Here is a 14,685-nt window from a genome sequence, read left to right on the forward strand (position 1 = left end):
TTGCGGAGAGATTCACGCATGCATTTGTTTAATCTCCTACGAAAACGGTGTTCACTTACTATTTTCTGGTCACACTTAACTTTTTTTGCTATCAAGGAAGCGTTAACTTTCGAGCTTAATTTTGAATGATGACTTCATTGAATACAATACGGCCTAGGAGAAACCGGAAGAGTAATACCATTCGCTCGATGGTGGCAGAAACAACCGTAACAACAAATGATTTTATATATCCCTTATTTCTGGTAGATGGAAAAAGCCAGAAAGTAGAAATCAGCTCAATGCCCGGAATTTTCAGGTTATCCATTGATTTAATGTTAAAGGAAATTGAAGAATGCATGAACCTTGGGGTACGTGCGTTTGATATTTTTCCAGCAGTAGAGGACCAGCACAAAGATCGGACAGCCACAAAAAGTTATGATTCTAGTTTTTTTTACCTGAAAGCATTGAAGGAAATAAAAAAACAATTTCCCGAAGCCTGTATTATGACCGATGTCGCAATGGATCCGTACAGTTCCGATGGGCATGACGGATTGGTAAAAGATGGCAGAATTTTGAATGATGAAACGTTAGAAATCCTGGGTAAAATGGCCCTGGCGCAGGCCGAAACTGGTATCGATATTCTTGGGCCTTCCGATATGATGGATGGCCGTGTTGGATATATTCGAACGTTATTAGATAAAAATGGGTATACCGACGTTTCCATTATGAGCTATACCGCGAAATATAGCAGTGGTTTTTACAATCCTTTTCGTGAAGCGCTGGATTCAGCGCCGAAGTTTGGTGATAAAAAAACTTATCAAATGAATCCCGCTAACCGCAAAGAAGCGTTAATAGAGGCGGCGCTCGACACGGAGGAGGGTGCAGATTTCTTGATGGTCAAGCCTGCGCTGGCATACTTGGATGTAATCAGATTGTTAAAAGATAATTCGTGCTTGCCTATCGCGGCTTACAACGTGAGTGGTGAGTTTTCAATGGTTAAAGCAGCTGCACAAAAAGGTTGGTTGGATGGCGACCGCGTGATGAATGAAATCCTTTTGAGTATTAAACGTGCGGGGGCTGATATTATCTTGACATACTTTGCAAAGGAATTTGCTGCAAAAAAAATCTAATTCATTCCTCATGTACAGGATACTCCTGTTTGTTTCCTTTATAACGGGCAGCCTCTTGTCTTCCGCACAGACTTTGCAACTAACGGATATCGGTAAGATCCAGGTAAATGGACAACTAGGATATCTCCGGGATGACTCACAGTCATTGACTACAGACGACGTTAAAAACATGACGTTCATGTCAATCAATACTAAATATGCGCCCAATCTTGGATTCGACCGTGCCGCGCATTGGTTTAAACTGGAAGTAAACAATGTATCTGCATCGGCTGAATGGCTGCTCGAAGTAGCTTATTCTCCCTTAGACCAAATTGATCTCTACATGGTCGATAAAGATGGAACTCCTATTCATAGAACCTCCGGCGATCACTTTCCTATTACAGCACGTGATCTTCCGCATCGACATCCAATTTTCGCTTTCGAAATTTTGCCCGGGCAAACACGCGATATTTTCCTGCGTGTACAGACCATTTCCTCCGTTCAGGTGCCAATAATTTTCTGGCATCGTGACGGCTTTCTGAAGACATCGTATAAAGTTCAACTACTCAATGGGCTTTTCTATGGAGCGATGGTACTGATGATTTTGTACCAGCTATTTTTATTTTTTTCAGTTCGTGACAAAATCACGTTCTACTATGTGCTCACACTGGTCACCATGGTAAATGTGGTAGCATTCTTTCAGGGATATTCATTCCTGTATTTATATCCTGACTACCCGAAGTTTAATGACATTCTCGCGATGGTTACGGGCCCTTTTTTCCTTGTTTCCTCAACGTTGCTGACCCGAGCATTCTTGAATTTGCGGCACTTCAGCAACTTACTCGATAAACTGCTATTGGGAAATATGGTACTCGACCTTGGTGTGGCCCTGCTCATGGCAGTCTTCTTCAGAAAAATTTCATTCCAATACCATAACTATCTCATTTTTATCCATTGCTTGCTGGCATTAATTTCTGCCGGATATTGTTTTCATAAAAAATACAAACCAGCCCGATACTACCTTATTGCTTGGTTTACCGTTTTAGTGGCCGCTGGAATTTTTACCATCAGCAGCGTTGGATTTATGCCCGGGTATTTGAGTACAAATTATATGGGATTGATGGGCGGCTGCATTCTGCAAATGTTGTTCATATCCTTTGCCCTAGGCGATCGATGGAGTACGTTAGAAAAAGAAAATCAAGAAGCCAAGGAAGCTGAACTCGATCGGGAGCATAAAGAAAAAATTCTCCTCGAAGAGGAAGTTAAAATCCGGACCGTAGAAATCCAGCAGCAAAATGTACAGTTGGAGGAGGTTAATCATGTGAAAGACAAACTTCTCTCCGTTGTATCACATGATATCCGTGGACCTTTAGGCTCGCTTCATCTGGCGTTGAATTTGGTAAAAAGTGGATCAATGACAGCAGATGAGTTCCAAAAAGTAACAGAAGGATTAGAAGCACGATTAACGCATACAACGGAGTTCATCGATAATTTATTGCAGTGGGCAAAACTTCAAATGCGAGGTGAAACGTTCGAACCCGATCGGCTGGATCTCGGCAAACTCGCAGAAGAATCAGTTGCCCTGCTCGAACCTGAATGTTCGCAAAAAAATATTCGAATAAAGAATCATATCCAGGGTCCCTTAGAAGCCTATGCCGACGTGAATATGATTCGTAGCGTTTTCCGGAATTTACTAACCAACGCTGTTAAGTTTACAAAGCCTAACGGAACCATTTCGATCGGAGCTTATCGTGTGGATCTTAAAATAATTATTTCAGTCGCCGATAGTGGGGTTGGAATTCCTGAGAAAAACAGAAACAAACTTTTTACCATTTCAAGTGTCACAACCCAAGGAACGAAGCAAGAAAAAGGAACGGGCCTCGGACTTTTACTTTGTAAGGAATTTGTCGAAAAAAATGGCGGGAGCATTTGGTTCGAAACTGAAGATGGAAAGGGAACAACCTTTTATTTTTCCCTGCCTGAATTTGTTGAAGAATCGCGCAGCGCCCAAGCCAATTAATGTCTCTGGTGTAATCGAAGGGACAACTCGCACAAAATTTTGTACGTTGTATATTCGTACTTCTATTTTTATTGATTGCAATGCCTTACCGGATTGACCTGTTCGCTGTATTTATATTTTTAGGCATCGTCCAGGGCATTTTTCTGTGCGTATTTTTCTTACTCAAGGAACACAGAAAAAATAAATCAAATCTCTTTCACGGATTAATGTTATTGAGCATTGTCGCGTGCATTACTGAGATCTTTCTGATGTATACCGGATACATCATACATTATTTGTATCTCGTCGATTTTTCAGAAGCTTTGGGATTGGCGATCGGTCCCTCATTTTATTTACTTGTCGTCAGCTTAACAACAGGAAAATTATCCTGGAAAAATTATTTACATCTCGCCTTTCCGGTAGTTTATTTTTTTCTGCAATTACCTTTTTTGGTTCTTCCTGAGGATGCAAAATATAACGCGTGGATTGGATCCTATCATCCTGGTTTGGAAGCCAGGCTATTTGATTATGATTATGACCCTCGCCTATTTTGGGTTACAGATAATTGTACCGAAATCTCTTTACTCAGTTTATTCCTCTACAGTACGTTGGGACTTACAGAAATATATAAGGCATTTAAAAGAAGGAACGAGTCCTTTTGGCATCCCGTCACCGGTGTCTTGAAGTTTTTACGATGGGAAGTTTTTATAATTGCCTCCGCTGCTTTAGGGATCCTAATCGTAAAACTGTTTCATGATCACGACACTGGCGATCATCTTTTTGCGTCTTACATAACAGTTACAATTTACTTGACCAGTTTTCGAATTATCAGCCATTCAGGATTCTTTACACAAGCCCCGTTGACCGAAAATCAAAAATACAAAAACTCGTCAGTTAGCGGGGAACATCAAAGGGAGCTGCTTATTAAATTGAATTATTTAATGACGAGCAAGAAACCCTTCCTAAATTCCGATTTTTCATTGCCGGAATTGGCTCATCAGTTGGGGACAACGATTCATACTTTGTCCCAAACAATTAATGAAGGACTAGGAAAAAGCTTCTTTGAAATGGTGGCCGAGTATCGTGTGAAAGAAGCGAAGCATTTACTAGTAGACAAACCGAACATTAAAGTGGAAGAAATTGCCGAACAAGTTGGCTACAATTCAAAATCCTCCTTTAACACGGCTTTTAAAAAGCTTACAGGTTCCACACCTTCCGAATATAGGCTAGCCAAAACCAAGTTTGTAAAGTAACTTCATTCCGGTAAAGCCGAATTTCGGCTGTTGCCAGTGCCTTTTTATAAAGTCGAACGCCCAAATTATAAAATCAATCGTGCTCTTCTCACTGATGTGTAATCTTTGGATCGGTAATCTGTCGCTAATTGGCAGGCATTTTTACATCCTTAACACTTTGTCATGAGAACTATGTTATCTACCCCGCAGTCAGTTATTATCGATGTAACCGGGCGTCGTCACGACTTGGATTGGCTCCGGTTTATTGCCATCGTCATTTTATTATTCTTTCACACAGGCATGCTTTTCAATCCCTGGGACTGGCACATCAAAAATAATGAGACCAGCGAAAGCTTTCGCTATTGGATGAGTTGGCTTCATTTCTGGCGGATGCCGCTGCTGCTTTTTATTTCCGGGGCCGGTACATATATGGCATTGGGAAAAAGATCTCCCGGGCAATTTGCTAAAGAAAGGATTACACGCCTTTTTATTCCATTAGTCTTCGGAATATTTGTGATAGTACCGCCGCAGATTTACTACGAGCACATCAGGGAATACAATAGTTACTGGGACTTCTATAAAACAGTCTTTGAATTTAAACCTTACCCCGATGGAAGTTTCAGCTGGCATCACTTATGGTTTATCGCGTACTTGTTGGTGTACTCATTGATAGCCATTCCATTTCTAATTTTTTTCCGTTCAACTGGCTCACGCCCTGTTAAGGAAAAAATTTTTAAGATTTTTTCAAGTCCAGCCGGAATTCTTTTTGTTCCGGCGGCGATTATTTTAATCACGCAAATACTTTTAAGACCCTATTTTCCCGAGCAGACACACGCTTTGATAGACGACTGGGCTTATTTTACGTTTTACCTTTGTTTTTTTCTGTTTGGAATAATTTGTTATTCAAATCCACTATTGTGGGAGTCTATTGGAAGAAATCGAAAACATCTTTTGGTAAGTATGGTGGTGCTACTGATTCCATTTTACATTCTCTACTTTCACTTACGAGAGCTAATACAACTGCCTTGGACTTTTGATACGGTGGAAACCGCCTTTGATGTAACTGCGATTTTTGTGAGTTGGTCCACGGTGATTACCATCATTGCTTATGGTCAACATTACCTGAACAAATCACATCCATGGCTAAGCAAGATCAACGAAGGTTTATATCCCTTTTATATCCTTCATCAAACGGCCATCATCTTTATTGGATTCTATATTTGCCAATTATCCTGGGGTATCGCGGCGAAATTTTGGGTCATTGCAATCTTGACGCTCATCACTTGCATTATTTTTTACCTGTTGATTATTCGACCATTTAACCCCATGCGTTTCTTATTTGGAATGAAAAAAATAAAAGTTAATAGCTGACCCGGACTGGGATAGAAAGCCATCGTCCTGGATATCTCAAATCGTGAGGAATATGTCAACAACTATTGACGCTGCAATTATATCGAATCAAAAAGCCCTGGTAGCTTCGAAGAAGGCGGCGCTATCTTTAAATGTTTATACGCGCGGTCCGCGGCCTCCCGGCCACGTGAAGTACGTTTTATGTATCCTTCCTGTATCAAGAAAGGTTCATACATTTCTTCTATTGTTTCTGCTTCTTCACCTACTGCTGTGGCTATCGTGTTTAGTCCGACGGGACCCCCTTTGAACTTTTCAATTATCGTGAGCAAAATTCTGTTATCCATCTCGTCCAGCCCATTTTGATCCACATCCAATGCCTTAAGCGCAAGTTGGGCAATGGCCATGGTTATAATTCCATTACCCTTAATTTGTGCAAAGTCACGAGTTCTTCGTAAAAGGTTGTTCGCGATGCGAGGAGTACCACGACTCCTTCGGGCAATCTCGAATGCTGCGTCGTCGTCAATCGGTGTTGTTAAAATGTGCGCTGAACGTTTAACAATTTTTGTGAGCAGCGTCGAGTCATAATATTCCAGCCTTGCATTAATGCCAAACCTTGCCCTGAGCGGAGAAGTAAGAAGCCCCGCGCGTGTAGTGGCACCGATAAGTGTAAATGGATTTAGTCCGATTTGTACCGACCTCGCATTAGGTCCGGAGTCCAACATAATGTCAATACGAAAATCTTCCATCGCGGAATAAAGATATTCCTCCACAATAGGATTTAACCGGTGAATCTCATCAATAAACAAGACATCATGCGACTCAAGGTTGGTTAGCAAACCTGCCAAATCGCTAGGCTTATCGAGTACCGGCCCGGATGTAATTTTAATATTCGTACCCAGTTCATTGGCAATGATATGAGACAGGGTAGTTTTGCCAAGGCCGGGAGGTCCATGCAAGAGGACGTGATCCAGCGATTCACCGCGCTGTTTTGCAGCCAGTACAAAAATCTTAATGTTGTCAACAATCTTTTGTTGCCCTGTAAAATCTTCAAAAGAAAGTGGCCGAAGCGCTTTTTCTACTTCCCGTTCTTCTCCGCTGAGAGATGCACTATCGCCTTTCAGATAATCTTCACGCATGGTCCATGTGACTTTATTCGTTATACGCAGCTCTGCTACTGACTCGTTAAAGGTAAAGAAAGGATCGATAAAGGTATGAATTGTTTATTTCAGTTTTCGAATGCCTAAATCATTTCGCAGAGCCAGTCGCATCAAAAAGTAGGGTTACAATGGCGGCTGGGCAATCAAATGAAGAATTAGCCGTCTCGCAACATTGTTGCATTTATAAATAAATCTATATCTTGCGCATCTTTAAAAAAACATGGACAATCGAAAGAAAAATATCATCTACTCTGCGCTATTGTTCATCGCTATTGTTGCCGTATGGTTCTATCGTAAAAACCAGGTTCAAGAACCGCTCAAGGTAGAAGGTCAAACTATGGGAACTACCTACCATATAACCTACTTTGATAAGCACAAAAGAAATTTTAAAACTTCAATCGATTCCCTGCTATCAGTGGTAAATAAGTCCATCAACAATTACGATCCGACGTCTGAAGTTTCCCAGTTTAACAAAAGTGAGCAAGGTATTGCGATAAGTCTCCCATACCTTCTTCCGCCCATTCAAAAGGCGCAAGAAGTTTTTCAGGCGTCCAACGGTGCGTTTGATGTTACGGTCATGCCGCTGGTAAACGCCTGGGGATTTGGTGCCGGCAAGCAACTCAATCCGGATAGTGCGCAGGTAGATTCTTTAAAATCTTTTGTGGGGTTTGATAAAATCCGATTTACAAGAGATAGCGTGATCAAATCAGAACCAAAAGTTCAGTTGGATTTTGGTGGAATTGGTCAGGGTTATGGCGCTGATGTTATTGCAGATTTTCTAAAATCTAAAGGCATCAATAATATGCTCGTCGAACTGGGCGGAGAAGGAATGGCGTTGGGTAAAAATTTGAAATCCGGAAAATCGTGGGAGCTCGGTATACTGGACCCAAATTCCACTTATGAAAATCAGTTTTTTAAAGCGTATGTATCATTATCCGATAAGTCTTTCACGACCTCCGGAAATTATTTTAACTATCGCGAAATTGACGGTAAAAAATATTCTCATACTATAGATCCCGCAACAGGCTACCCTGCACAACGCGCCATTCTAAGTGCCTCTGTCTTTACAACGGACTGCATAACAGCCGACGCTTGGGGAACGGCCCTCATGGTGATGGGTCACGAAAAAGCAATTGCGTTATTAAAAAATCATCCGGGGCTAGACGTTCTTTTGATTTACACAAACGCTGAAGGTAAAATGGAAACATTCATTACCCCAGGAATCAAACCTTTTGTAAAGTTAGAACCTTAGAACAGCCATGGTACTTAAGTTACTTGTTTTATTCTTTACACCGCTTATTTCGGGCTTGATGATTTATTTGTTGCCCAAAAGTAAGGGAACAAATTTCAGACTACTGCTGGTCTTTGCGGGATCTTACCTTTTTGCTATTACAGTTATTCACATACTGCCCGAGTTGTACAAACACAACCAGGAACTGGAACTCATCGGATTGTTTGTGTTAGCCGGTTTCTTTTTACAACAACTGCTGGAATATTTCACTTCCGGAATTGAACATGGCCATATCCATACGTCGGAAACTCATGTCCATGATCACAGCCATCAGTCGGTATCGGCACTGGTGCTGCTGTTTGCTTTATGCGTTCACGCTTTCCTGGAAGGAGGCATGTTGGCACAACCCCTCACAACGGGCCCGGTATATGACATGAATGCAATTCTGCTCGGCATTGCACTACATCGGGCGCCTGCAGCTTTTGCGTTGATGACAGTTCTGGCCTTTCAATTACATTCAAGAAACAAAGCGTTGCCACATTTGATTGGCTTTTCCTTTGCGGCACCTGCGGGCCTGTTGTTAAGCACGTTTCTAACCAACCACGAAGTCCTCTCGACTGCCAGCCTCATGTATTTGTACGCCCTTGTATGCGGCAACTTTCTTCACATTTCCACAACCATCGTTTTTGAGAGCAGTCCCGGACATCGGTTTAATGCGCGGAAGATGGCGGTAGCGGTGGTAGGTGCCCTGGTGGCGGTGGCGGTGGAGTATATTTTTAAGTAACAGGTTAGGTTAGTTTTTTATCTGGCAATTTATTACCTACGCTTCGAATTTAAATAGGCAAAATGTAATTGCGGGTAATGACTTATAGTGACATTTTAGCCGTTAAGTTTCATGCTATGTATATCCTTGGTGTATCTGCTTTTTACCACGATTCCGCTGCCGTACTACTTAAAGACGGAAAGATTATTGCTGCAGCCCAGGAGGAGCGATTTACGAGAAAGAAACATGATGCACGATTTCCTGAGAGTGCCATAAAATATTGCCTGGACGAAGCGGGTATTTTATTAGGTGATATTACAGTTTTAGCATTTTATGATAAACCTCTATTAAAGTTCGAACGTCTAATCGAAACTTATTACGCCTATGCACCCCGTGGAATTTTGTCTTTCATAACCAGTGTCCCTGTCTGGTTAAAAGAAAAAATGTTTCTTAAAAGGGAAATCAAGAGAGGCCTGGCAAACATTGGTTCTGTTAACAAACAGATAAAACTTTTATTTCCCGAACATCATTTATCTCACGCTGCAAGCACATTTTATGTTTCACCGTTCAAAGAAGCAGCAATATTGACAATTGACGGCGTGGGTGAATGGGCTACTGCATCAATTGGATACGGAAAGGAAAACACCATTTCAATATTCAAGGAACTCAGGTTTCCTCATTCGTTGGGGTTACTCTATTCTGCGTTCACGTATTATCTCGGTTTCAAAGTCAACAGTGGCGAGTACAAATTAATGGGCCTTGCACCGTATGGAAATTATTATTCGGAAGAGGTAAAAAATTATATAACTAAAATTAAGAATGAGATTGTCAAAATATATCCCGATGGCTCAATATGGTTAAACCAAAAATATTTCCAGTATGCGACCGGTTTAACGATGACAAAAGATTCTCCTTGGGAAAAGCTTTTTGGATTTAAAAGACGAAACCCAAATGAAGAGTTGCTAGAAGTGCATTGCAATCTTGGTCTTGCTATTCAAATTATAACCGAAGAAATTGTTTTGCAGATGGCCAAGGAAGCAAAACGATTAACCGGGTCAGAAAATATATGCCTTGCGGGAGGAGTGGCCCTGAATTGTGTTGCCAATGGAAAGTTACAAGAATCCAACCTTTTTAAAAACCTATTTATCACACCTCCTTCAGGAGATGCAGGAGGTGCTCTTGGGGCTGCCTTGGCTGCGTGGCATATCTTTCTTTCTAAGGCACGTGTGGTACGAGAAAACGAACTGGATGCTCTTCACGGCTCATACCTTGGTCCAGGTGTAGAGGAAAAAGATATCCGTTCAGTAATAAACAAGTTCAATGCATCAGCAACTAAGTATGACGATTTTGAGGCATTGGCAAACGATGTCGCTGATTTTTTAAAGGACGGTAAAATTGTAGCGTGGATGCAGGGAAGAATGGAGTTTGGCCCGCGTGCATTAGGTTCGCGAAGTATATTAGCAGATCCAAGAAATGCCGAGATGCAACAAAAACTTAATCTTAAAATTAAGTATCGAGAATCCTTCAGACCTTTTGCACCTTCCGTCTTGATTGAGGATGCGGCGAGTTATTTTGAACTTGACGGCGCATCTCCCTATATGCTGCTGGTAAAACCTATTAAGAAGAATCTGAGAAAGCAGGTTCCCCTCGCCTACAAACAATTAGATGTCCGCCAAAAGCTCTACTATTCCAGATCATACCTTCCGTCAGTAACCCATGTTGATTTTTCCGCTCGAGTACAGACCGTGCACTTGGAAACAAATCCAAGGTATCATAAATTAATCCAGGCATTTAAAAAAAAGACAGGATGTTCTGTCTTGGTGAATACATCATTCAACGTCCGGGGCGAACCGATCGTCTGTACACCTGAAGATGCCTATAGGTGTTTTATGAGAACAGGAATAGATTATTTAATTATAGGTGATTTTTTCTTTTCAAAAAAAGATCAGCCGAACTGGAAGAAAACAGATCAGTGGAAAGAAGAATTTATTTTAGACTAATAAATATTGCAGGATGGATTTCTTAAAAGATTTGATTGGCTTCCTTAAAGCAAGAAAGAAGTATTGGTTAATTCCTATGATCTTTATTTTTCTCTTACTGGGCGTTCTAATTGTAATTGGCGGAGGTTCTTCTGTTGCCCCGTTTATCTATACGCTGTTTTAAAACCAAATGAAGGCCAATCCATATCAGACTATTCTTGTCATTGTGACCGGTTTCCTCGTCTTAGGATTCATCTTTCCACGCGCTGGAACTTATTTATATGTGCTTGCAGCATCCATTGGCACATTAGGACTGGCACACAATTTTACTCGGGATTGGATTATTTTGATATGGAGAAAGTTTAGTTATGCGTTAGGATGGTTTAATAGCAAGGTATTATTAGCTGTGGTTTTTATTTTCTTTCTTACTCCAATAGCATTTTTATATCGCATACTAAAAGGTGATACTCTGAAAATAAATAAGCCACCAGAGAAGTCAGCGTTTATTGAGAGGAACCACACTTTCAGTTCAGTTGATTTGGAAAACCCATGGTAATAATCTAATCATTTCAAATTCTCAGGAGCGTGCATAATTCAGCTAATCTTTTGACTATTGTATGTGCGCTTGTCCTTATAGGAATGGTTATCCTTGCTCTTATATTGTTTAAAAATAGAAGAAAAGAGATCTGGCTTATTATTGTGTCATGTGTTGTTGCACTGATTATTGCTGAAACTTTTTTAAGAATTTTCTTGCCACAGATCGCGGAACACAATAAACTTTTTGAGTATGATGAAATACTCGGATGGAAATTTGTTCCTAATAAAAAAGCGGAAATAATATATCCTGGTGAAATACGAAATACCGTAAAGATAAACTCGCAAGGCTTCCGTGATCATGCACCTTCCGCAGAAAAGAGAAACAAATTGATGGTGGTCGGCGACTCCTTTGTGAGTAACATTTCAGTTAAAGACAATGAAGTTTTTACAGAGATCATGGAAGTCAAGTTAAAAAATTGTGATGTGCTGAATTTTGGCGTGAACGGATACGGACAAGTCCAAGAATATTTATTGTTGCAAAAATGGATAGATAAAATAAAACCAGATGCAATTATTTTGATGATTTATCTTCAGAATGATCTTACAGACAATACCGGAAACTACTGGCTTTATGAAAGGCCTTCCGCATCTTTTGGTGGTGAGGATTCTCTCCTGGAAATAAAATCACAATCAAAAATTCGACCTCTACAGAACACCCAAAAATCACCGAATATATTTTCTAACTCGCACCTGTATAGACTTATAAGTTCCACGGTAAAGAAAAGGGGACTGTTTACCGAAACAGACTCGCTCTACACTCCTCCAGAATATTACTCTTGCCGATGGCCAGTTTCCGAAGATTATAATTCCATGTATCGGATCATGGAAGCTCTACTACTTAAAATCGTTTCTCTTTGCAAAGAGAAAGGTATACCTGTTGTTTTCGTCTTAGCACCTTCCATTATCCAAATTGAAGATGAAGTATGGAAACTGTTTTTAGAAAAATATGTCGAGATTGAAAAAAATTATAACAGATCACTCCCTAACGAGATGCTGATGCACGTAGCACACAAGAATAATCTGTATATGATTGACCTTTTTCCTACGTTGAAAGAAGAAAGCCAAAAACAGGTAAAATTGTATCACACATACGAGCAGCACTGGACAAAAGAAGGCAATCGTATTGTTGCTGATTGCATTATTAATTATTTGAAATCGCATTCGCTGATTGATCACTAGGGTAAATCCACAAAAGTTCTTGTTTCAATCTGTATTTTGCTGCAAGGCCGCATCCTGCGCTTCCAATGCTTTAATAGATTCCAGTATAATTTGTGAAAATAATTCTCCTCCCGCTTCATTGAAGTGACCGTAATCAGCAAAATATTCTTTAGTCCACTTTTGTTTTCGGAGAATATCGTCAATTACTATAGTTTGTGCACCCGATGAAATCGCTTTTCGCATTAAAGCATTAAAATTCTCCATCAACATGGGCATCTCTTTATTATTAATTGTCGGTGTCCATGAATTGCTTCGAGTTGAATTCTTCAGAGAATCGAAATTCAGAACCTGTGGAATGAAAATCGTTTTTGAATTCAAGTTATCGCATAACAATTTCATGGTACGCAAATTCTTTACATACAGCGAATCAATGTATGGATCATTCGTGGTGAAAGCCTTAGTGTCGTTGAGGCGCCAAAATCCTTTTATAGTCTGTCCTAACTTTTTGGCCACTTTCGAAATAAAAAAATTATCCCAAATGTCTCTTGCTCCAAATTCAAGATTGGTTTTTTGACTCATACCATGCCAATAATAATCAGGGGAGTGGGGTTTGATATGATAGTTTCGGATATCATTCCAGCCTTCATAAATTATGATAATGTGTGGATCAAGTTCGGGCACGAACGTGATCAATTGTATTATGCCTTCGAGTGTTGAATAACCAGGCACGCCTAAATTATATACATTATAGTTTTTGCCAAGCTTCTCCTGAAGCATAAATGGCCAGCTATTTTCATCCGTAACGAATGTCCCAAAAGTGGTAGAACCACCCAGGCAAATAACATTGATGGCATCCTTTTCGTATGCCGTTGGACGCGTCTTTCTAAATCCATATTGGTCCGTGGTAATGGATAACCCATTTGAATTCACATAGTGAAATTCTTTTTTTGATACACCACTCAAATAGGGATGTTCTTCAAAGATCTGGTTTGGTGGAGTCTCATATAAAAATCTTCCTCTGAAAATCCAATATCCCAACTGGCAGACCAATTCAATAGTAATCAATAAAGTTACAAATACAGCATAGTTAACTACGAGTAATTTCGCTATCTGCATTTTTCCTTTCATAGTGCTTTGCGCTAAATAAATTCATTTTCATCCTGAATATCGAAAACCTTATCAATTAATCAAGCATATATCTTGGGGATGTACATTACTGTGAATTGAACGAGCAAATTAGTTTACTTAATTTCGGTCTCAAATACTTGATAACATTACGACGCGATGGAATTGTATCTGGACTTGTTAAAAAAAGTTCTCACTGATCTCCACAGGATAGAAAAGGAGGAATACAAACCTTTAACAAAAAAAGTACCTACCTGGAAGGAGAAGCTTCTACTTCCCATTGATAAACTGCTTAGGAAAAATAATTATACCATTTGTAAATATGTAGTACCTGATATAGCGCGTCGTGCGCAAGGCACAGACTGGCCCGCCAATGCCGAAACGATGATAGGCATTAGAAGACTAAATAATATTCAATTTTGTATTGAACAGATTCTCACACATGACGTAGAAGGTGACTTAATGGAAACAGGAGTATGGAGGGGCGGAGCCGTAATATTCATGAGGGCAGTTCTTAAGGCCCATAGAATAAGGAACAGAGTTGTGTGGGCAGCAGATTCTTTTGAAGGCCTTCCTAAACCTGATGAAGCGAAATATGTCCATGACAAAGGAGACACTCACCACTTGTATAAAGTACTAAATGTATCTCTGGACGAGGTCAAGTATAATTTTGAAAAATATGACCTTTTAGACGACCAGGTCAAATTCATAAAGGGATGGTTTAAAGATTCATTACCAATTGCTCCTATTGAAAGACTTGCATTATTGAGATTGGATGGAGATATGTACGAGTCAACCATGGATGCTCTGGTGCATCTATACCCAAAATTATCGATTGGCGGTTATCTAATCGTTGACGATTTCAATACCGTCAAAGGTTGTAAAACAGCGGTAGAAGATTTCAGAAAAAAACATGGCATAAAAGATGAAATCATTCCTATTGATGGTGAAAGCATTTATTGGGAAAAAAAATCATGAGCCATCGAAAATCTACTGCCATGAAAAA

The 14,685-nt window shown here is 40.1% G+C and carries 13 protein-coding genes; 11 read left to right on the top strand and 2 right to left on the bottom strand.

All coding sequences use genetic code 11. From position 1 onward, the window contains the following. Window positions 1-128: 128 nt before the first annotated feature. From hemB to P2W71_RS04305, 4 genes are all read left to right on the top strand, one after another. Window positions 129-1,109 carry a porphobilinogen synthase gene (gene hemB, locus P2W71_RS04290; RefSeq protein WP_276369042.1) on the top strand — a complete coding sequence of 327 codons (981 nt, stop codon included), beginning with the start codon at window positions 129-131 and terminating at the stop codon, window positions 1,107-1,109. Between the two features lie 10 nt (window positions 1,110-1,119). Then, window positions 1,120-3,108 carry a sensor histidine kinase gene (locus P2W71_RS04295; protein WP_276367491.1) on the top strand — a complete coding sequence of 663 codons (1,989 nt, stop codon included), beginning with the start codon at window positions 1,120-1,122 and terminating at the stop codon, window positions 3,106-3,108. A gap of 206 nt (window positions 3,109-3,314) precedes the next feature. Next, on the top strand, window positions 3,315-4,340 hold the full coding sequence (locus P2W71_RS04300) for a helix-turn-helix domain-containing protein (RefSeq protein WP_276367494.1): 1,026 nt from the start codon (window positions 3,315-3,317) through the stop codon (window positions 4,338-4,340). A 162-nt stretch (window positions 4,341-4,502) separates the two neighbouring features. Further along, the gene (locus tag P2W71_RS04305; RefSeq protein WP_276367496.1) at window positions 4,503-5,690 is read left to right on the top strand and encodes an acyltransferase family protein; all 1,188 of its coding nucleotides are present in this window, start codon (window positions 4,503-4,505) and stop codon (window positions 5,688-5,690) included. 77 nt (window positions 5,691-5,767) lie between these two features. Here the strand turns inward: P2W71_RS04305 and ruvB are convergent, their stop codons facing one another. Further along, entirely contained in the window at window positions 5,768-6,805 is a 1,038-nt protein-coding gene (gene ruvB, locus P2W71_RS04310) for a Holliday junction branch migration DNA helicase RuvB (protein ID WP_276367499.1), read from the bottom strand. Between the two features lie 241 nt (window positions 6,806-7,046). On the opposite strand from ruvB, the gene P2W71_RS04315 reads away from it, so the two are divergent. The 6 genes from P2W71_RS04315 (at window position 7,047) to P2W71_RS04340 (ending at window position 12,575) form a co-directional block, all read left to right on the top strand. Beyond that, entirely contained in the window at window positions 7,047-8,078 is a 1,032-nt protein-coding gene (locus tag P2W71_RS04315) for an FAD:protein FMN transferase (protein WP_276367502.1), read from the top strand. Window positions 8,079-8,085: 7 nt separating this feature from the next. Further along, window positions 8,086-8,841, top strand: coding sequence for a ZIP family metal transporter (locus tag P2W71_RS04320; protein WP_276367505.1), 756 nt, complete (start codon window positions 8,086-8,088; stop codon window positions 8,839-8,841). A gap of 77 nt (window positions 8,842-8,918) precedes the next feature. Further along, entirely contained in the window at window positions 8,919-10,820 is a 1,902-nt protein-coding gene (locus tag P2W71_RS04325) for a carbamoyltransferase (RefSeq protein ID WP_346659941.1), read from the top strand. 13 nt (window positions 10,821-10,833) lie between these two features. Further along, window positions 10,834-10,983 (top strand): DUF5989 family protein, encoded by a 150-nt coding sequence (locus P2W71_RS04330; RefSeq protein ID WP_276367507.1) that lies wholly within the window; start codon window positions 10,834-10,836, stop codon window positions 10,981-10,983. A 6-nt stretch (window positions 10,984-10,989) separates the two neighbouring features. Further along, a complete protein-coding gene (locus P2W71_RS04335) occupies window positions 10,990-11,355 on the top strand; it encodes an SxtJ family membrane protein (RefSeq protein ID WP_276367510.1) in 366 nt (121 codons plus the stop codon). Window positions 11,356-11,384: 29 nt separating this feature from the next. Continuing rightward, window positions 11,385-12,575: a hypothetical protein gene (locus P2W71_RS04340; RefSeq protein WP_276367513.1), complete on the top strand. Its 1,191-nt coding sequence runs from the start codon at window positions 11,385-11,387 to the stop codon at window positions 12,573-12,575. Between the two features lie 24 nt (window positions 12,576-12,599). Here P2W71_RS04340 and P2W71_RS04345 read toward each other — a convergent pair whose 3' ends face one another. Then, window positions 12,600-13,682, bottom strand: a complete 1,083-nt coding sequence (locus P2W71_RS04345) for an SGNH/GDSL hydrolase family protein (protein WP_276367517.1) — start codon at window positions 13,680-13,682, stop codon at window positions 12,600-12,602. A gap of 156 nt (window positions 13,683-13,838) precedes the next feature. On the opposite strand from P2W71_RS04345, the gene P2W71_RS04350 reads away from it, so the two are divergent. After that, window positions 13,839-14,657, top strand: a complete 819-nt coding sequence (locus P2W71_RS04350; protein WP_276367520.1) for a TylF/MycF family methyltransferase — start codon at window positions 13,839-13,841, stop codon at window positions 14,655-14,657. Window positions 14,658-14,685: the final 28 nt, after the last annotated feature.

The organism is Chryseolinea sp. H1M3-3 (assembly GCF_029360725.1).
Classification (GTDB): Bacteria; Bacteroidota; Bacteroidia; order Cytophagales; family Cyclobacteriaceae; genus Chryseolinea.

What these genes read in the sequence shown, in the direction of transcription:
- P2W71_RS04330 (WP_276367507.1), top strand. Translation starts at nt 10,834, where the DNA reads ATGGATTTCTTAAAAGATTTGATTGGCTTCCTTAAAGCAAGAAAGAAG.
- hemB (WP_276369042.1), top strand. Translation starts at nt 129, where the DNA reads ATGACTTCATTGAATACAATACGGCCTAGGAGAAACCGGAAGAGTAAT.
- P2W71_RS04315 (WP_276367502.1), top strand. Translation starts at nt 7,047, where the DNA reads ATGGACAATCGAAAGAAAAATATCATCTACTCTGCGCTATTGTTCATC.
- P2W71_RS04295 (WP_276367491.1), top strand. Translation starts at nt 1,120, where the DNA reads ATGTACAGGATACTCCTGTTTGTTTCCTTTATAACGGGCAGCCTCTTG.
- P2W71_RS04345 (WP_276367517.1), bottom strand. Translation starts at nt 13,682, where the DNA reads ATGAAAGGAAAAATGCAGATAGCGAAATTACTCGTAGTTAACTATGCT.
- ruvB (WP_276367499.1), bottom strand. Translation starts at nt 6,805, where the DNA reads ATGCGTGAAGATTATCTGAAAGGCGATAGTGCATCTCTCAGCGGAGAA.
- P2W71_RS04350 (WP_276367520.1), top strand. Translation starts at nt 13,839, where the DNA reads ATGGAATTGTATCTGGACTTGTTAAAAAAAGTTCTCACTGATCTCCAC.
- P2W71_RS04300 (WP_276367494.1), top strand. Translation starts at nt 3,315, where the DNA reads ATGTTATTGAGCATTGTCGCGTGCATTACTGAGATCTTTCTGATGTAT.
- P2W71_RS04320 (WP_276367505.1), top strand. Translation starts at nt 8,086, where the DNA reads ATGGTACTTAAGTTACTTGTTTTATTCTTTACACCGCTTATTTCGGGC.
- P2W71_RS04325 (WP_346659941.1), top strand. Translation starts at nt 8,919, where the DNA reads ATGACTTATAGTGACATTTTAGCCGTTAAGTTTCATGCTATGTATATC.
- P2W71_RS04335 (WP_276367510.1), top strand. Translation starts at nt 10,990, where the DNA reads ATGAAGGCCAATCCATATCAGACTATTCTTGTCATTGTGACCGGTTTC.
- P2W71_RS04305 (WP_276367496.1), top strand. Translation starts at nt 4,503, where the DNA reads ATGAGAACTATGTTATCTACCCCGCAGTCAGTTATTATCGATGTAACC.